Source organism: Pseudomonas sp. CCI3.1 (assembly GCF_034313985.1).
Classification (GTDB): domain Bacteria; phylum Pseudomonadota; class Gammaproteobacteria; order Pseudomonadales; family Pseudomonadaceae; genus Aquipseudomonas; species Aquipseudomonas psychrophila.
Window position 1 is genome coordinate 4,328,860 of sequence record NZ_JAVIWO010000001.1, and the last position, 18,746, is coordinate 4,347,605.

Genomic DNA, 18,746 nt, shown 5'->3' on the forward strand with positions numbered 1-18,746 from the left:
CGCTCCCACAGGTGACTTACTCGGCAGTAGCCTGATGCTTCTTGATCAGGTCCACCAGGCGCTGAGCCAGGGCCGGGTAGTTTTCATCGAAGTGGTGCCCGCCGGGCAGCTTCAGGCTTTCGCCCACGGCTGTCTTGGCGGTACAGCCGCTTTCATCGACTTCTTCTGCGCCATAGATGCACACCACCTTGCTGGCAGGCAGTTTGGACATCTCCTCGCCGGTATCGGCTTCTGCACCCGCTTTGCCGAGCCAGCCATCGACATGGATCTCGAAGCTGCCGCTGCGGGCAAATGCCAGAAGCATGATTGAGTCGACGCGCTTTTGTTCGGCTTCAGGCAGGCGATTGTAGGTGGCAGGCAATACGTCCGCACCAAACGAGTAGCCCACCAGCACAAAGCGCTGGGTGCCCCACTTTTGACGGTAGTGCTGCATCAGTTCGGTCAGGTCGGTGGCGCTTTGTTCGGGGGTTTTATGCTGCCAGTAATAGCGCAGCATATCGATGCCGACCACCGGGTAGCCGATCTTGGCCATCTCACCGGCCACGTCGCGGTCCAGGTCACGCCAGCCACCATCACCAGACAGGAACAGGGTGACGGTGCTGTTTTGCTGGCCTGCGGGCACTTCGACCACCGGCATGCTCAACCCGCCGTTTTCATCGCCCACCAGTATTTTGCGCAGTTCGTTGCTCAGTACTTGGGGGTAATGAATGTCGTAGTCGCTGATGCTGGTCTGGGCGTTAGGTTGATCACGTACGAACGCAGCGCTCGGGTCGTCAGGGTTGTCGTTCCAGGCCACCAGCCAGTTGCCGTGGGCAGTGGTTTTCGGAACGGGCAGGGCACAGCCCGGCTCTTCGAGCTTGAAGCCCACCGACACGGCTTGTGCCTTGTCGTTTGTTTGCTCGGCCAGCCAGCGCCAGGCCAGGGTTGCCCCCGGACCGATGCCGCTGACCAGCGTCGCAGGACCCTTGAGTTGTTGCAGAGCGCTTTGCAGGGCTTGCTGCTGCAGGGTGCAAGCCTCCTTGGGCAGTATCACTTGCACCAGCTGCGCTTTGCCGCCACGGCTCAAGGCCAGTAGCTGCTTGTCGTTGAGCGCTTCTTCGGCCGGGGTGGCGATCACCACCCGGGCCTGGGCTTTTTGGCCGGGAGTGACTCTGGTCAGGGTCGAGCCATCAGTTTGGCTCAGGTGTTCAATTGTTGGCTCAGGCGCGGGGCGATTCCAGAACCAATAGCCGCCTGCTGCCAGTGCGACCAAAACTATCAAGGCAAGCAACAAAAACCGCCAGGAACGATGTTTCATTAACGTTTCACCAATCCAGTCAAGCCGCCTGCAATCAGGGCGGCGGTATCAGCCAGGGCTACGAGCGGATCAAGTCCGGCTGGCACGGCCATATAACGAGGTTCCCAGTCGGGCTGGAATTTATCTTTAAAGCGGCGCAAACCCTGAAAGTTGTACAGGTGCTCGCCGCGCTGGAACAGCATCGACCCTAAACGCTGGGTCAACGGTGCGCCGCGACGGGGTTGCAGGCCGGACAGAGGTACCATTCCCAGGCTAAAACGTGCGTATCCATGCTTTTTATAATGCTGAATCAAACCCACCATCATGAATTCCATGGTCAGTTTTGGCGCTTGCGGGTGGGCGCGCATCAAGTCGAGGCTCGACAGTTCGTGGCTGTGGGTCTCAAGCAGGTTGGCGAAGGCCACCGGTTTGCCTTCGAAGCGAATGATCGCCACGCGGAAGTGTTTGATGTAGTCCTCGCTGAAACGACCCAGCGAGAAGCCTTTTTCACGCACGTTTTTACCGGTAAGCCAGGCATCCGAAATGACCTTTAGCTCGTCCATCGGGGCTTCACCCGGTTCGTGGATCTCCAGTGACAAACCGTCACGGGTGCCGCGGTTCCAGGTGTAGCGCAGGTCTTTCATCTCCTTGCCCTTGGCTTCGAGATCAAAGCGGTGCAAGTCCACTCGGGCTTCTTCGCCAAGCTTGATCGCGGTCAGGCCAATGTCCATGTAGAACGGCAAGTTCTCGGCACGAACCTGATAGAACACGGGGCGGGCGTGGACGGTGTCGCACAGGTCACGAAACTGCCAGATCAACTCGGCCCGCTGCTGGGGTGGGCCGATCGGGTCGTAGAGCGCCACCAGGCTGCGCCCGCGCCGGGCGTACATCAGGAAGGCGTTCTCGTCCGGATGAAACAGCAGGGCCTTGTCACCTGTGAGCGCCAGGCCGCCGTCGGGCTGATCGGAGGCCAGGATGATTTTCCCGGCTCTTTGCAGCTCGGTGGCATCGGGTAAATGGATCACCGGACGTGCGGTTCGCAGCAGCCAGGTCAGCGACACGATCACCAGCAGCACGGCAGCGCCCAGCAATGAACGCAGGCCCCGTGGGGCGTCCGAGTCGAGGGTGAACTGCCACCACAGTTGATGGCTGTAAGGGACGTCTTGATAGGCAAACAGCAATAACCAGATCGAGGCGCCCAGCACGCAGACACTGGCCACCAGATAGAGCGGCGAAAACGGCAACTCGGTCAGACGGCTAGGGCGGTAGAACGAGCGCCGGAACAGGCCCAGCAGGCTGGCGGTCATGACCAGGACAGTTGCTTCCTCCCAGTCAAAGCCTTTAAGCAGGGAAAGCACGGCGCCAACCAGCAGCAGAATCGTGGTTAGCATCCAGGCAGCAGACAGGCGTCGGCGCAGGCCTTGTGCGAGCAATAAGCACAGCACGCCGATCAGGCTGGCGCCAAAGTGCGATGCGTCAATCAGGCGATGGGGGATCAGAAAACCAATGTGCTCGAGGCGCGTGTCAATCTCAGGGGTGGCCCCGGAAAACAGCAGGACCACGCCGGACATAAACACCAGTATCGCCAGAACCGGAGCGGCCAGCCCGGAGGCAACCCGCAGGCTTTGTCGCGTGTGAATCAGGCGCTGGGCTTCGTTGATCAACAGCATCAGGCAGGCAATCAGCAGCGGCACAATCACATAAATCATGCGATACAGCAGCAGGGCAGCAGCCAAGGGGGCTGCGCCGAGTTTGTCGGCAAAGGCGGCCAGCAAGATGGCTTCAAAAACCCCTACGCCGCCGGGCACATGGCTGAGTACGCCCGCAGCCAGTGCCAACAGATAAACCAGCATAAAGGCGCCCAAGGGCGGTGCTTCGGGCAACAACAAATACAGCACGGTGGCCGCAGCCGCGACGTCCAGGGCTGTAATGACCAATTGCAGGAAGGTCAGGCGCGGACTTGGCAGGCGTAACGTACGACGCCCGGCCTTTACCAGCAGGTTGTCCGGTATGGGTTGTTCAGGCAGGCGTCGACGATAGATGCCCAGCGCCAGTAACCCGAACAGCGCCAGAACCGCAAAAGCAATCGCGCCCAATAGATAGGTGGGGATATGCAGGGCCGCGGAGGCGGCAGGTAAATTACTCAACGTGGCCAGCGCTGCCAGCGGTGGCAGTGCACAACCCAGTGACAGGCTGGCGAACAACGTCATATGGGCAACTTCTGATGCGCCTACGCCATGTCGTGCATACAGGCGATATCGCACCGAGCCGCCGGAGAGCAGCGACAGGCCGATAGCATTGCCGATGGCAAAGGCGGTGAAGCCGCCCAGCGCCAGGGTTTTGGGTGGCAGCTTGACCCCGGCATACCGGCTGGCGGACCACTCATACCCAAGCAGGATCACAAAGCCCACGGCAGTCGCGGCCAATGCGCCGAAGAGGGCTGGCTTGGGGACTTCCAGGATCGAGTCTTGCAGGGCGTACAGGTCAAGTTCGCTGAGTAGGTGGCGACACGCAATCAGTGCTATCGCAAACAGCAGCAGCGTAAGTGCCAGGCCAATGGGTTGACGATACTTGCTCAGCAAATCCAGCCAGCGCAATCGAGTTGCGGCAATGGGGTGGGCTGCTGTGACGGCTTCTTTAGGTTCTGGCGAGTTATCGGGCATCAATCACCTCGTGGATCGTGCGCGATAGGATGGCGGCATAGGCTCAAGTTACCAATCCTTTTGGTGAAAATATTTCTAAATGTGTGCAATCGTTTGCCTGAGGTTCAGGTTTGGCCCTGACAAAAAGGGTAATTGTTGCCAGAGAGCATAGACGACGGGGCTTTCGGAAATATGACGCTCGGGGTCGATAAGCGCTTGGCGCAGACTTTTCGAGCGCGCACAAAAAAGGCCACTCTTTCGAGTAGCCTTTTTTGATGTTTGGTTGCGGGAGCCGGATTTGAACCGACGACCTTCGGGTTATGAGCCCGACGAGCTACCAGACTGCTCCATCCCGCGTCTGTGTGGGCGCATTCTACAGAGGAACGCGCAGGTGTCAACCTTAAATGTCGTAAGCGGTTGAAATAACCGGCTTTAATTCCTTTGGTGCCTGAATGTCAGGAGGAGGGGAAAACACTCAGGCACAAAAAAGGCCACTCTTTCGAGTAGCCTTTTAATGTTTGGTTGCGGGAGCCGGATTTGAACCGACGACCTTCGGGTTATGAGCCCGACGAGCTACCAGACTGCTCCATCCCGCGTCTGTGGAGCGCACTCTACAGTGATGCGGGAGCGAGTCAACCTTTAATGTATAAATGACCCGAATAAGATCAAAACAGGCCTTTTTTTGGGTTGGGGTAGTTCGGTCTGTAGCAGCTGCCGATGAACGAAGGCTGCGTTCGGCGGCGAAGCCGTCGCAAGTCAGGCGCCTTGGTGTGTCAGGTTTGTTGGGTGCTCAGGTTTACGGCAGCTTCGCCGCCGAACGCCGCCTCGTTCCTTCGGCAGCGGCTACAAGTAAGGCGAGCTACAAAACAGGCGCGCACAAAAAAGGCCACTCTTTCGAGTAGCCTTTTAATGTTTGGTTGCGGGAGCCGGATTTGAACCGACGACCTTCGGGTTATGAGCCCGACGAGCTACCAGACTGCTCCATCCCGCGTCTGTGGGGTGGATTCTACAGCGATACGCGGGGCTGTCAAACGTTAATTTAGAAAAAAACGTTCTGCTTCAACTGCTTAGATAGAAGAAGCAGTTGTAAAAGTGGCTGCAGGCCATGTTCTATAAGGGGTGTGGCTCTATTGGTAGGTTGGATTCGATTGAAAAAAACAATTCAGCATCAAAAATGCCCACGCCTGTCGGGCAAAAACCAGAGTACTGGTGCTATATACAGTTCGCAGTGACATACTGGCGATCCGCATTGCCTACTCCCTTGAAGAACGTCGCCTTACATGACGCAGCGCAAAATCATCCACGTCGATTGTGACTGTTTCTATGCCGCTATTGAGATGCGCGATGACCCGAGCCTGGCAAACAAGCCGATGGCGGTCGGCGGCTCCGCCGACCGGCGAGGGGTGATTTCGACCTGTAACTATGAAGCGCGGGCTTATGGTGTGCGTTCGGCGATGGCGTCCCGGCATGCGCTCAAGCTGTGCCCGGACCTGATCATCGTTAACGGCAGGATGGACGCTTATAAAGAAGCGTCGAAAGAAATCCACGGCATCCTGCGCGATTACACCGACTTGATAGAGCCGCTGTCATTGGATGAGGCGTATCTGGACGTATCTGAAAGCCCGCATTTTTCGGGCAGTGCCACGCGCATTGCCCAGGAGATTCGGCGCAGGGTCTCCAATCAGCTGCACATCACCGTATCGGCGGGCGTGGCCCCTAACAAGTTTCTGGCCAAGATCGCCAGTGACTGGAAGAAACCCAATGGGCTGTTCGTCATTACTCCGGATCAAGTCGAAGACTTCGTGTCCGCGTTGCCCGTCAACAAGTTGCACGGAGTGGGCAAAGTGACTGCGGACAGGCTCGGGCGATTGGGAATTGAGACCTGCCTGCAATTGCGTGACTGGAACAAATTGGCACTTGTGCGTGAGTTCGGCAGTTTTGGTGAGCGCTTATGGGGTTTGGCTCGAGGGATTGATGACCGTTTGGTGCAGAGCGACAGTCGACGTCAGTCTGTTAGCGTGGAAAACACCTACGATACCGACTTGCCGGATCTGGCCAGTTGCCTTGAAAAAGTCCCTGAATTGCTTGAGACGCTGACTCGCCGCATTGCGCGTATAGACAGCAGTTATCGGCCAGGCAAGCCGTTCGTCAAAGTAAAATTCCACGACTTTACCCAGACCACGCTGGAGCAGTCCGGTGCCGGGCGTGATCTAGAGAGTTATGAGGGGTTGTTGAGCCAGGCGTTTGCCCGCGGCGCCAAACCCGTTCGATTGCTCGGGCTTGGCGTACGTTTGCAGGATTTGAACAGCGGGTTTGAGCAACTGGAGCTGTTCAAGGGGTAGGGCATGCCTTTTGTGGACGTTATGTCAGCTAACGCCCGGATCTGCCACCAGTCGTCCGGCATTCTTGGTCAGGGAATGAAGGAACTCGCGTTGCAGCTCGGGATCGTTGCGGGTGAGTTCGATCAGGCTTTGTTCCAGTTCGCTGGCTTCTTCTTCCAGTCCCAGTTCCGACAAGCGCTTGACTCGATGTACCCATTGGTTGACGTCGTCACCCTCTAGGTCGTCGTAGATCAGGTTGTGGGCTTCGAGCAACTTGCCGCGCAGGTTACTGCTGATCGACAGGGTTGTGTTCGAATGGGTTTCGTCCTGAGCGTCTTCAACCATGATGGTCAGTTTGCCGATGTGATTGAGGTCTTGCTCGGCAAAAGGACTGTCCAGCAGGTTGAGGCGCAGTACGCCGTGGCGATCAGTGGTCAGCTCATGCGTCTGTTTACCAGCCTTGACCACAACCGGGCGTTCGGCCCAAGGCAAGCTTGAATACTCCAGGCGCTTGTCGCGCTGAATATCATCAATACCTGCCAGGTTCTGTTCGGCGCGGCCATGGGACTGCACGTTCATCGCTGGGTTTACACCGGCAAAGCCGTAGTTGATCCAGTCTTTGGTCACGCTGTCAGGAAGCTGCCCGAACATGAACACGTTAAGCACATTGGCACCCACCCCCGCGACGATAGCCACCGCACCCAGCGGAATCTCATAGACTTCGCGCCAGGGTTGGTAAGGGGTGTAGCGGTCGTAATGTCGTGTGACATCGAACTCGGTGACCTCGAAGGTCTTTTGTTCATTGATGCGTACACGGCGTTGCGGCAACTCAAGCACTGCTGGCGAGCCAACATCGATCAGAAGGCTATGGGCGAGAAGTTTTCGCTCGATGCGTTCCTCGTGCTCGCTGCGTTGCGACATGTGGTTGGCACAGCCGCTCAGCAGCAAGGCGCCGCTCATGGCGGCACCTGCGAGGGTTAAGGTACTTCGCTTGAACATGACGCCTCTATCTGGTTTCAGCGAGCGATACGGGCTTGAAGGAAGGCAAGCACATCAGCAACGGGCAGGGCTTGTGGCTCTGCTTCGGTGCGGCTCTTGTATTCCAGATTGCCTTCTGCAAGGCCACGGTCACTGACTACGATCCGGTGAGGGATGCCGATCAGTTCCATGTCGGCGAACTTGATACCTGGGCTGGTTTTCTTGTCGCGATCGTCCAGCAACACTTCAAAGCCTGCGGCCGTCAGTTCGGCGTAGAGCTTGTCGGTGGCTTCACGTACGGCTTCGGTTTCGTAGCGCAGAGGTACAAGTGCCACCTGGAACGGAGCCAGAGCGTCACTCCAGATAATGCCGCGCTCGTCGTTGTTCTGCTCGATGGCTGCTGCCACGACGCGGGAAACACCGATGCCGTAGCAACCCATTGCCAGCGTTACCGGCTTGCCGTTTTCGCCCAGCACTTGGCACTTCATCGCTTCGCTGTATTTGGTGCCCAGCTGGAAGATGTGACCCACTTCGATACCACGCTTGATTTCCAGCGTGCCCTTGCCATCCGGGCTTGGGTCGCCAGCGACTACGTTGCGCAGGTCGGCAACGGCAGGAACCGGCAGATCGCGCTCCCAGTTCACGCCGAAGTAGTGCTTGTCATCGATGTTGGCACCCACGCCGAAGTCGCTCATCAATTCGACCGAACGGTCGATGATGCACGGCAGTGGCAGGTTCAGCGGGCCCAGGGAGCCCGCGCCGGCGCCGATGGCGTCACGCAGTTCTGCATCCGAAGCCATGACCAGCGGACTTGCTACCAATGGGTGGTTGCCGGCCTTGATTTCGTTGAGTTCGTGATCACCGCGAATAACCAGTGCGATCAGCTTGCCTTCTTCGGCGGCGTGAACGATCAGGGTCTTGACGGTTTTTTCGATGGGCAGGTCATAGCCTTCGACCAGTTGGGCGATGGTTTTGGCATCTGGCGTGTCGACCAGGCGTAGTTCCTGGGTGGCCGCAGGGCGCGACGTTTCGACAGGAACTGCTTCGGCTTTTTCGATGTTGGCTGCGTAGTCGGAACCATTGCTGAACACGATGTCGTCTTCGCCAGACTCTGCCAGAACGTGGAACTCGTGGGAGCCGGCACCGCCGATGGAGCCGTTGTCCGCTTCAACCGGGCGGAAGTTCAGGCCCAGACGGGTGAATATCTTGCAGTAGGCTTCGTGCATGCGGTCATAAGTGACCTGCAGCGAAGCGTTGTCGACGTGGAACGAATAGGCGTCCTTCATGATGAACTCGCGGCCGCGCATCAAACCGAAGCGCGGGCGTGTTTCGTCACGGAATTTGGTCTGGATCTGATACAGATTGATCGGCAACTGCTTGTAGCTGTTCAGCTCGTTGCGGCACAGATCGGTGATGACTTCTTCGTGGGTCGGGCCTACGCAGAACTCGCGACCGTGGCGATCTTTCAGGCGCAGCAGTTCGGCGCCGTACTCTTCCCAGCGACCGGACTCTTGCCACAGCTCAGCCGGCTGGATGCTCGGCATCAGCACTTCCAGAGCGCCAGCAGCGTTCATTTCTTCGCGAACAATGGCTTCAGCCTTGCGCATGATCCGCAGGCCCATGGGCAGCCAGGTGTACAGGCCGGAAGCAAGTTTGCGAATCATGCCGGCGCGCAGCATCAGCTGGTGGCTGATAACGACCGCATCGGAAGGCGTTTCTTTCTGTGTGGCGAGCAAATATTGGCTGGTGCGCATGGTTAGTCGTTGCCGTTGCTGATGACTAGAAATGACTGGGCATTGTACGGGCGAGACGTGGCTGCGTACAGGGTGGGAGGGGGAGGTGGGCTCCCCCTGGGTTTTACGGAGTTTTTTCGAGGTTTACTGGCGGGTTGAGGCGTGCCCGGCGGCTTTCCTGAAACCAGTGCAGGCTGATCAGCAGCAAAGTGGGGATGCCCATCAGAGCCGTAATTATAAAGAAGTTGTGGTAGCCGAACTTCTCGACCAGCACCCCTGAATAGCCGCCCATCAAACGTGGCAGCAACAGCATGATGGAACTGAGCAGAGCGTACTGGGTAGCGGAAAACTTGAGGTTGGTCAGGCTGGACAGGTAGGCAACGAACGCAGAGGTGGCGAGGCCGGAGCTGAAGTTGTCGAGTGAAATAGTGACAATCAGCATGTCCAGGTTCGGGCCCATGTCCGCCAGCAACATAAACAGCAGGTTGGTACTTGCCGATGCCGCCCCGCCAATCAGCAGGATCGGCAAAATGCCGAAGCGCACGATGAGCAAGCCGCCCATGCCGGCGCCGACAAGGGTCATGATCAAGCCGAAGATCTTGCTGACACCGGCGATCTGATCCTTGGTGAAACCCTGGTCGATGTAGAACACGTTGGCCATGACACCCATGACCGTGTCAGACATGCGATAGGTGGCAATCAGGCCAAGCAGTAGAAGGGCTTGCCAGCGATAACGCAGGATAAAGTCATTAACCGGTGTCAGTACTGGGGCCAGCCCGCGTCGCCCAATGGTCGACAGGCACAACACCGTAAGCAGGGTGTACAGGATGGCCCGCAGAAAGGCCCGATCCTCCAGCACCAGTGTCATTGGGCTGACGCCTTCAAACAGCACACCTGCAAAATCGGTGTTGTAGAGCTGGGTGAACATGGCCGGAACTGAAACCAGCAATACGATCAGTACAAATACAGACGCCAACTGGTGACCAAAGCTGTAGCGACCGGCCGACAGTTGGGTACGCAGCGGTACCGGCGGCTCACGCATGAACAAGGTGGTCAGCAGCGCAGGCACCATCAGCAGGCCGAACAGCACATAGGTGCCGGTCCAGGCCGAGTGCTTATAGTTAAAGCCTGTCGAGCCGAAGCCTTCGGCAAAAAACAGGGCACCCGCGGTGGCCAGCAGGGCAGCCACGCGATACCCGGACATATAACTGGCCGCAAGCGCGGCCTGGCGATTGTCTTCTGCAATTTCCAGGCGATAGGCATCGACAGCAATGTCCTGGGTCGCCGAAGCGAAAGACACAACAACCGCAATGGCAATCAGCCAGGAAAGGTGTTTTTGCGGGTCGCAAAAGCCCATGCCGATCAGGCCCAGGATCACCAGCGACTGCGACAGCACCAGCCATGAACGACGCCTGCCCAGTTTTCCGAGCAGCGGTAAACGCCATTGGTCCAGGAGCGGGGACCACACCCATTTAAAGGCGTAGGCCAACCCGATCAAGCTCGCATAGCCAATGGTTTCACGAGCCACACCGGCTTCGCGCAGCCACACGGAGAGCGTTGAAAAAACCAGCATGTACGGTAAACCGGCGGCAAAACCGAGCAGTAACAGCACAAGGGTTGAGGGGCTGGAATAGGCAGCTAGCGCTTCGCGCCAGGTTTTACGGGGCATGGACTGGAGTCTGCCTCTGGTTGCGGAAACAAAGGGCGCACTCTAACCGCAGTGCTCTATCGGGCGCCAGCCATGACGTCGCATATCCACACGATTATTCATGATGCTCAAGCCTTCGGCCCGTAAACGTGCGCGCTGTTCGTCACCGGACGGGCTGCCTGCCGGTAAGCTGATACGTCCACCCGCGGCGAGAACCCTGTGCCAGGGCAGGCGCGTGCCTTCGGGGAGTTGGCTGAGCGTTCGCCCGACCCAGCGTGCAGCCCGGCCCAGTCCGGCAAATTCGGCAAGCTGGCCGTAGGACACCACGTAACCTTCGGGCACCATCATTAACGTTGAATACAGTGCAGTACGGCGAATGTCGGCTGGGGTTTGAGGGGCGTCGATAGGTGTGCTCACGGCGGACTTCTGGTCATAGGGTGGGGGGCTTGTTCTGTTAACTGAACTATAGAAGGAACTCCAGCACAATGAGCCGGTCTTTCTTTCTCAAGGGCGTGTCCATGGGGATAATGCCGGCATCCTTTCGCAATCCTGAGTTTCGCATTTGCTTATGCTGTCCAAAACCCTGTTGTGCCTTGCTGTCCTGAGTGTTTCCGCGCCCGTGCTTGCCGATACGGTGTGGTTGAAAAATGGCGACCGTCTGACTGGCAAGATCAAAGTATTCGATGGTGGCAAGTTACTGATCCAGACCGAATACGCCGGTGCCGTCCCCATTGACTGGAAACAGGTCAAAACCCTTGAAAGCGATCAGGAGTTGTTGGTCAAGCAGGATGCCTACACCGGAGAAAAAGCCAAGTCATTGCAGGCAGCCGAAGATGGCAGCGTGACCTTGGCCAATGGTGAAGCGCCGAAAACCGTAGAACTGGCTAGCATCCAGCAAATCCTCAAGCCCAAGCCGGTGATCGAAGACCTGGTCTGGAAGGGCAATGTCGATGTTGCGCTGGACTACAAGCGGGCCGACAAGGATACCGACGATTACGACATCGATTTCAAAACCACCGCTCGTCATGGGGCCTGGCGTCATAACGCCGAAGGCGAATACAACCGCGAGTTTCAGAACGATGTAGTAACCACGGACAACTGGACCGCCGAATACGCACTTGACCACTTCATCGATGACAAGTGGTATTGGCAAGGTCGACTGGCCTATAACCGTGACAAGGTCGAAGACGTTTCCCGCCAGCGCACCATCGGTACGGGGCCGGGCTATCAGTTTTGGGATGACGAACTGGGTGCATTCTCCCTGGGTTCGCTGATCAACCGCACGGACTATGAGTATTCAGACGGCAAGAAAGATAACTTCTACTCGCTGGCCATGAAGTGGGATTACAACCGCTACTTGATGGGCAAGACCGTTTCGATCTTCACCAACGGTGAGTTGGGCAAATCACTGGAGAGTACGTCGGACTACAGCCTCGATTCCGAAATCGGCTTGCGTTACAAGGTGACGGAATGGGCATCGCTCAATCTCAAGGCCGAGAAAGACCTGATTGGTGGTTCAAGCGGCTCTGATAACTCCCTCAACAAGACTCGCTACACCATGGGGTTTGGCGTGACCTGGTAATAGCTCATACATCTGTAGCCGCTGCGCCGCCCATCGCAGCCTGCGGCAGCGGCTACAGTGTTTGGGCCTAGATCCGCAAGCCGCCATCAAGCTCCAAAATCCGCCCGGTGTAGTAGTCGTTCTCAAAAATGTAGGCCGCGGAATGGGCGATTTCTTCAACTTTGCCCATGCGCTTCAACGGGATGCCGGAAGTCATCTTTTCGAGGGCTTCGGGTTTCATGCCCAGGGTCATTTCGGTTTCGATAAAACCCGGGGCAATCCCGGCCACTCGAATGCCGTAGCGTGACAACTCTTTGGCCCAGGTCACCGTGGCTGCGGCAACGCCGGCCTTGGCTGCCGAGTAGTTGGTCTGGCCGACGTTACCTGCGCGCGAGATCGACGAAATGTTGATAATCGCGCCCTGACTGTTGAGCTCGATCATTTTCGCCGCGACCTCACGGGTGCACAGGAAAACGCCGGTCAGGTTGACGTCGATTACCGCCTGCCATTGCGCCAGGCTCATCTTGGTCATCACCCCGTCCTTGACCTTGAGCAGCAGCCCGTCACGCAAAATACCGGCGTTGTTTACGAGACCGTTAATCGCACCAAAATCTTCTGCAATCTGGGCAACGGTTTGCGTAACCTGTTCTTCGTCAGCAACGTTACACAGGTAGGCTCGGGCTTCGACACCGTGCGCCTGACAGGCTGCGACTGCCAATTCGAGCTTTTCCGGATTGAGGTCGACCAGTGCCAGCCTGGCGCCCTTGGCAGCCAGATACTCAGCCATGGCACGACCCAGCCCTTGGCAGCCGCCAGTGATAATGATTATTTTGTCTTTAAGTTGCATGAGTGCCCTGATCTCGACCGTTATCGACGGATTTTTTATTAAGGAGTCATAAGTTGAGCGTTGAAGCTGCCAAGCATGCCCGAGAATTACTGCTCAAGGAATACCGTGGCGCCCTGTCGACCCAGTCAAAGGCCATGCCGGGTTTTCCGTTTGGCTCCGTGGTGCCTTACTGCCTGGATGACCAGGGGCGGCCGCTGATTTTGATCAGCCGTATTGCCCAGCACACCCATAATCTGCGCAAGGATCCCAAGTGCTCCTTGATGGTCGGCGAGCGTGGGGCTGAAGATGTCCAGGCCGTTGGGCGCCTGACGTACCTGGCCGAAGCCGAGCAGTTGACCGAGGCTGCAGCCATTACAGCTGCCGCTGAGCGTTACTACCGCTACTTCCCTGAAGCCAGGGGCTATGACACTGCCCATGATTTCGATTTTTGGGTGCTTAACCCGGTCAGGCACCGTTATATAGGTGGCTTCGGGGCGATTCACTGGCTGGATCAAGTCACGCTGGCCAATCCCTTTGCCGGGCAGGTCGAGGTGCGCATGGTGGACCACATGAACAGCGACCACGCCAACGCCATCGAGCATTACGTCACATTGACCGGGCTACCGCATACAGCGCCAGCTACGCTGGTGGGTATCGACAGCGAAGGCATGCATTTGCGTATAGGTGAAGGCCTGCATTGGTTGGGCTTTCCCGAGCCATGCAATACTTCGACACAGGTGCGCGAAGCATTGGTTTTATTGGCACGTGCAAGCGAGTGGCCGAAAAAACAGACGGCATAGCCTTGAATTTGGCGAGGCGCGCCGTCATCTATATTGGGTTGGAAGATATTCTTCCGGAGAGGAATCATTTGATGCGCGCTTTTCTATTGCTCTTTCTGTTGTTTCCAGTGCTAGAGCTGTACGTCTTTTTCAAGGTCAGCACCGCTATCGGGTTTTTCCCTGCGTTGCTGCTGATCATTGCCGGCTCGATGCTGGGTGTTCTGGTGGTTCGTGTTGCAGGTCTGGCCACGGCGCTTCGAGCGCGTGAAAGCCTCAATCGCGGCGAACTGCCTGCTCAGCAAATGCTTGAAGGCCTGATGCTGGCCTTGGGTGGCGGTCTTCTGGTACTTCCGGGCTTTATTAGCGATGCAGCCGGTCTGCTGTTGCTATTTCCGCCGGTTCGTCGTTTTCTGGTCAACCGTCTGCGCAAGCGTGCAGAAGAACAAGCCATTCGCCAGCGTGCGTTTGCGGATGATTTCGAGGCCGCAGCCCGTCCACGCTCCCAGCAGCCTTTGGGGCGTGAGCCCAATGTGATCGAAGGCGAGTTCGAACACCGCGACAAATAAGGCATTGGCGTTATCAACACGGCACCTTGGGTGCCGTGTTTGTTTTTGGGCCAGGCAACAGTTTAAAAATTTCATGGGTGTGCCCTTGTAATAAGTGGATGCGCCCTTATGTAACGGACACCGCAGGGTTTTACTGGCAACAGCACAACCCCTTCAGCGAATCGCACCCGGCATTTCCGGACTTGCAAACCCCGCCGGTATTGACACCGGCCGATGAACACCACAATTAGGAGAGATCGACAATGAAGCTTCGTCCTCTGCATGACCGCGTCGTAATCCGTCGCAGCGAAGAAGAAAAGAAAACCGCTGGCGGTATCGTTCTGCCGGGTTCTGCTGCCGAAAAAGCCAACAGCGGTGAGATTCTCGCTGTCGGTACTGGCCGAGTTCTGGACAACGGTGAAGTACGTGCGCTGGCCGTGAAAGTGGGTGACAAGGTTGTGTTCGGCCCTTACTCCGGCAGCAACACTGTGAAAGTCGACGGCGAAGACCTGCTGGTTATGGCTGAGAACGAGATTCTCGCTGTAATCGAAGGCTGATCTCCCGCTCCTTTTCCCGTTACTACAAAGTATTTAAGGAAGAACGAACATGGCTGCTAAAGAAGTTAAATTCGGCGACTCCGCCCGTAAAAAAATGCTGGCCGGTGTTAACGTCCTGGCTGACGCAGTAAAAGCGACCCTGGGCCCTAAAGGCCGTAACGTGATCATCGAGAAGAGCTTCGGCGCTCCGACCATCACCAAGGACGGCGTCTCCGTTGCTAAAGAAATCGAGCTGAAAGATCGCTTCGAAAACATGGGCGCGCAGCTGGTTAAAGACGTTGCCTCCCGTGCCAACGATGACGCTGGTGACGGTACTACCACTGCAACCGTTCTGGCTCAATCGATCGTCAACGAAGGCCTGAAAGCCGTCGCTGCCGGCATGAACCCGATGGACCTGAAGCGCGGTATCGACAAAGCGACCATCGCCATTGTCAAAGAGCTGAAATCCCTGGCCAAGCCATGCGCTGACAGCAAGGCAATCGCTCAGGTAGGTACCATCTCTGCCAACTCCGACAGCTCCATCGGCGACATCATTGCCGAAGCCATGGAAAAAGTCGGTAAAGAAGGCGTGATCACCGTTGAAGAAGGCTCGGGCCTGGAAAACGAACTGTCGGTTGTTGAAGGCATGCAGTTTGACCGTGGCTACCTGTCCCCGTACTTCGTCAACAAACCAGAAACCATGACTGCCGAACTCGACGGTCCGCTGATCCTTCTGGTCGACAAAAAGATTTCCAACATCCGTGAACTGCTGCCAGTTCTGGAAGCTGTTGCCAAGGCCGGTCGCCCACTGCTGATCGTATCCGAAGACGTTGAAGGCGAAGCCCTGGCGACTCTGGTTGTGAACAACATGCGCGGTATCGTGAAAGTCGTTGCTGTTAAAGCACCTGGTTTTGGCGATCGTCGCAAGGCAATGCTGCAGGACATCGCTGTTCTGACTGGCGGTACCGTTATCTCCGAAGAGATCGGTCTGAGCCTGGAAAGCGCTACCCTGGAACACCTGGGTAATGCCAAACGCGTCACCGTAACCAAAGAAAACACCACCGTTATCGACGGTGCTGGCGTTGAAGCTGACATCCAGGCTCGTGTGACTCAGATCCGTGCCCAGGTAGCTGATACCACTTCGGACTACGACCGTGAAAAACTGCAAGAGCGTCTGGCCAAGCTGTCTGGCGGCGTTGCAGTGATCAAGGTGGGTGCTGGTTCCGAAGTAGAAATGAAAGAGAAGAAAGCCCGCGTTGAAGACGCCCTGCACGCAACCCGTGCAGCCGTTGAAGAAGGCGTGGTACCTGGCGGTGGCGTGGCACTGGTTCGCGCTCTGCAAGCAATCGCTGATCTGAAAGGCGACAACGCTGATCAGAACGTGGGTATCGCATTGCTGCGTCGTGCTGTTGAAGCACCTCTGCGCCAGATCGTTGCCAACTCCGGCGACGAGCCAAGCGTAGTTGTCGACAAAGTGAAGCAGGGTTCGGGTAACTACGGTTACAACGCAGCCACTGGCGAATACGGCGACATGATCGAAATGGGTATCCTTGACCCGGCTAAAGTGACTCGTTCGGCTCTGCAAGCGGCTTCGTCGATTGCCAGCCTGATGATCACCACTGAGGCGATGATCGCTGAGATCCAGGACGACAAGGCAGCTGGCGGCGGTATGCCAGACATGGGCGGCATGGGTGGTATGGGCGGCATGATGTAAGCCAGCCTTACCCCGATACGCAAAAGCCCCGCCTGAGTAATCAGGCGGGGCTTTTTTGTGCGGGCTAACCGCGTTTGGCTATTTGTCTCAACGGCTACGAAATGCCTTCACCGTGAAGCCGCTGCCGAGCGGGGAGAGGCTGCGATCGGCGACGTAGCCGTCGTGAAATCACGGATCACGGGTATTCAATCAAATCACCTTGGCTGATTCAGCGATCGCTTCGCAATCGATCTCAGCCTTCGGCAGGCGGCTACAGCATTATTGCGCCGGCTTCCAGCCCAGCAATTGCTTTTTATAGTCATGACTGGCGGCCTGGTAGTAAGTGATCGCCCGCTCAATCAACGGATCGGTCGCCGTTACGCGGGACTCAATACTGGTTGTCAGCGCTTCGTCGTGGCGGCGCAGCCCCTCACGCGGGCTGAGAATGGCCAGGTCTTTACCGTCAAACAAACCCAGGTGCTGATAGTTGCCCACGACCACGCGCGGCGGTAGCGGATTGTCCTGCAGCAGGTTGCGACCAAAGAAGGTCGACTGGTAATCCAGGTTCAGCAAACCGAGCAAGGTTGGCGCCAGATCGATCTGGCTGGCCAGTTGCGAGTTCTCCCGCGCTTCGATCAGTTTGGGCGCATAGATAAACAGCGGGATCTGATAGTTGGTGATCGGCAAGTCTTCCTTACCGGCACTACCCGCCGTGTGATCGGCCACGAACACAAAGATCGTGTTGTCGAACCAGGGTTTTTTCGCGCATGCTCAAGGAACTGGCCGATAGCGTAGTCGGTGTACTTCACTGCGCCGTCACGGCCATTGCCCGACTTGATGTCGATCCGGCCTTCAGGGTAGGTGTAGGGGCGGTGGTTCGAGGTGGTCATCAGTTGCAGTAAAAACGGTTTTTGTTGCGCGTAATTGATATCGGCCAGCTTCAGCGTTTCACGGTACAGATCTTCGTCGGCCATGCCCCACGCGTTTTTGAAATGGATATCGGCTTCATTCACGCTGCTTTGGTCAACGACGCGGTAACCGTTGCCGCTGAAAAAGGCGTTCATGTTGTCAAAGTAACCGCGTCCGCCATAGACGAACACGCTGTCATAACCCACGGCGTTCAGCTGCTGGCCCAGGCTGGCAAAGCCGCTTTCACGGCCGATGCGCTTGACGATGGAGCGCCCCGGCGTCGGCGGAATGGCCAGGGTTATGGCTTCCAGGCCACGGTCGGTACGGGTCCCGGTGGCATAAAAGTTATTGAAGTACAGGCTCTCCTTGCGCAGTTGATCCAGGTGTGGCGTGAGATTGCGGCCATCACCGTTGCTGCCCAAATATTTGGCGCTGAAGCTTTCAATTGTCACCAGCACAATGTTGGGCTGACGCGAAGTTCCAGGGTTGTCGATATTGCGACGAATATCCAGCGGGTCCTGGCCTACAAAAGTCGCGTTGGGCTCAGTCAACTCCTTGCGCAATTGTTTGGCCACCACGTCGGTCGGCAGGCTGGTGTAGAACTGCTGGTAATCCAGCTCGTTATTACGGAACGCGGCAAAGAACTGATACGGGCCGTTGCTTGCCAGTTCATGCTGATAGGCATTGCCTCCTTGACCACGAGGCCCGTCCTGATCGAGCAGTTGCAGGCTCAGGCCGGCTACCAGCAACAGGCCGGCAAAGGTGGCGATACGTGTGCCAAAGGTCGGCAAAGGAGCATTCATGGCAGCGTTGAACGGTTTGCGCAGAACAAGGCTCAACACAATGGCACTCAGGGCTATGCCGCTGAGCAGTATGCCAATGGGGTAGGATTCCAGTACGTTATTTAGTACTTCATCGGAATAGACCAAGTAGTCCACGGCGATAAAGTTAAAGCGCACGCCGAATTCATCCCAGAACAGCCACTCGGCGACGCCCGTGAACAACATGGCAAACAGACTGAGGGTCAACAGGCCCTGCAAAAACCACTGATGACCACGACGACGCCACAGGCCGGGCGGACACAGGAGCAGGTACAGGCCCAGCGGCAGGGCTGCATAGGCCAGAAAACCGAGGTCGTACAGCAAGCCAATGCCAAACACCGGTAGCCAGTTGTGACCCGCCTCACCCAGATGGGTGACCAGCAGAACGCCCCGGGTAATGAGAAAGGTCGCCAGCCAACAGCCAGTCAACAGCAGGAGATAGCGCATTGGCGCAGTGTGCAGCAGACGCATCGTTGTT

At 57.1% G+C, this 18,746-nt stretch carries 13 protein-coding genes, 3 tRNA genes and 1 pseudogene; 6 read left to right on the forward strand and 11 right to left on the reverse strand.

The features are described 5' to 3' along the window. Positions 1-16 precede the first annotated feature (16 nt). From RGV06_RS19855 to RGV06_RS19875, 5 genes are all read right to left on the reverse strand, one after another. Positions 17-1,297 carry a virulence factor family protein gene (locus RGV06_RS19855; RefSeq protein ID WP_322150997.1) on the reverse strand — a complete coding sequence of 427 codons (1,281 nt, stop codon included), beginning with the start codon at positions 1,295-1,297 and terminating at the stop codon, positions 17-19. Beyond that, the gene (gene mprF, locus RGV06_RS19860; RefSeq protein WP_322150999.1) at positions 1,297-3,939 is read right to left on the reverse strand and encodes a bifunctional lysylphosphatidylglycerol flippase/synthetase MprF; all 2,643 of its coding nucleotides are present in this window, start codon (positions 3,937-3,939) and stop codon (positions 1,297-1,299) included. The genes RGV06_RS19855 and mprF overlap by 1 nt, the downstream gene beginning before the upstream one ends. A gap of 259 nt (positions 3,940-4,198) precedes the next feature. Beyond that, positions 4,199-4,275 (reverse strand) — tRNA-Met (locus tag RGV06_RS19865). 162 nt (positions 4,276-4,437) lie between these two features. Beyond that, positions 4,438-4,514 (reverse strand) — tRNA-Met (locus RGV06_RS19870). A gap of 318 nt (positions 4,515-4,832) precedes the next feature. Further along, positions 4,833-4,909, reverse strand: a tRNA-Met gene (locus RGV06_RS19875). Positions 4,910-5,198: 289 nt separating this feature from the next. On the opposite strand from RGV06_RS19875, the gene dinB reads away from it, so the two are divergent. Continuing rightward, positions 5,199-6,260: a DNA polymerase IV gene (dinB, locus tag RGV06_RS19880; protein ID WP_198820893.1), complete on the forward strand. Its 1,062-nt coding sequence runs from the start codon at positions 5,199-5,201 to the stop codon at positions 6,258-6,260. A 24-nt stretch (positions 6,261-6,284) separates the two neighbouring features. Here dinB and RGV06_RS19885 read toward each other — a convergent pair whose 3' ends face one another. From RGV06_RS19885 to RGV06_RS19900, 4 genes are all read right to left on the reverse strand, one after another. Continuing rightward, positions 6,285-7,238, reverse strand: a complete 954-nt coding sequence (locus tag RGV06_RS19885) for a hypothetical protein (RefSeq protein ID WP_019827830.1) — start codon at positions 7,236-7,238, stop codon at positions 6,285-6,287. 17 nt (positions 7,239-7,255) lie between these two features. Then, entirely contained in the window at positions 7,256-8,971 is a 1,716-nt protein-coding gene (locus RGV06_RS19890) for a proline--tRNA ligase (RefSeq protein WP_046808919.1), read from the reverse strand. A gap of 103 nt (positions 8,972-9,074) precedes the next feature. Beyond that, the gene (locus RGV06_RS19895) at positions 9,075-10,619 is read right to left on the reverse strand and encodes an AmpG family muropeptide MFS transporter (protein WP_019827826.1); all 1,545 of its coding nucleotides are present in this window, start codon (positions 10,617-10,619) and stop codon (positions 9,075-9,077) included. 42 nt (positions 10,620-10,661) lie between these two features. Continuing rightward, positions 10,662-11,015: an MGMT family protein gene (locus tag RGV06_RS19900; RefSeq protein WP_019827825.1), complete on the reverse strand. Its 354-nt coding sequence runs from the start codon at positions 11,013-11,015 to the stop codon at positions 10,662-10,664. 151 nt (positions 11,016-11,166) lie between these two features. Here RGV06_RS19900 and RGV06_RS19905 point away from each other — a divergent pair, with 151 nt between their 5' ends. Then, positions 11,167-12,180: a DUF481 domain-containing protein gene (locus RGV06_RS19905; protein ID WP_019827824.1), complete on the forward strand. Its 1,014-nt coding sequence runs from the start codon at positions 11,167-11,169 to the stop codon at positions 12,178-12,180. Between the two features lie 67 nt (positions 12,181-12,247). Here the strand turns inward: RGV06_RS19905 and RGV06_RS19910 are convergent, their stop codons facing one another. After that, on the reverse strand, positions 12,248-13,006 hold the full coding sequence (locus tag RGV06_RS19910) for an SDR family oxidoreductase (protein WP_322151001.1): 759 nt from the start codon (positions 13,004-13,006) through the stop codon (positions 12,248-12,250). Positions 13,007-13,059: 53 nt separating this feature from the next. On the opposite strand from RGV06_RS19910, the gene RGV06_RS19915 reads away from it, so the two are divergent. The 4 genes from RGV06_RS19915 (at position 13,060) to groL (ending at position 16,559) form a co-directional block, all read left to right on the forward strand. Continuing rightward, the gene (locus tag RGV06_RS19915) at positions 13,060-13,785 is read left to right on the forward strand and encodes a HugZ family protein (protein ID WP_046808917.1); all 726 of its coding nucleotides are present in this window, start codon (positions 13,060-13,062) and stop codon (positions 13,783-13,785) included. Between the two features lie 71 nt (positions 13,786-13,856). Beyond that, positions 13,857-14,330, forward strand: a complete 474-nt coding sequence (locus RGV06_RS19920; protein ID WP_019827818.1) for an FxsA family protein — start codon at positions 13,857-13,859, stop codon at positions 14,328-14,330. 242 nt (positions 14,331-14,572) lie between these two features. Beyond that, entirely contained in the window at positions 14,573-14,866 is a 294-nt protein-coding gene (locus tag RGV06_RS19925) for a co-chaperone GroES (protein WP_019827816.1), read from the forward strand. Positions 14,867-14,915: 49 nt separating this feature from the next. Continuing rightward, the gene (gene groL, locus RGV06_RS19930) at positions 14,916-16,559 is read left to right on the forward strand and encodes a chaperonin GroEL (protein WP_019827814.1); all 1,644 of its coding nucleotides are present in this window, start codon (positions 14,916-14,918) and stop codon (positions 16,557-16,559) included. A 258-nt stretch (positions 16,560-16,817) separates the two neighbouring features. Here the strand turns inward: groL and RGV06_RS19935 are convergent. Further along, positions 16,818-18,739: pseudogene (locus RGV06_RS19935) on the reverse strand (LTA synthase family protein). Positions 18,740-18,746: the final 7 nt, after the last annotated feature.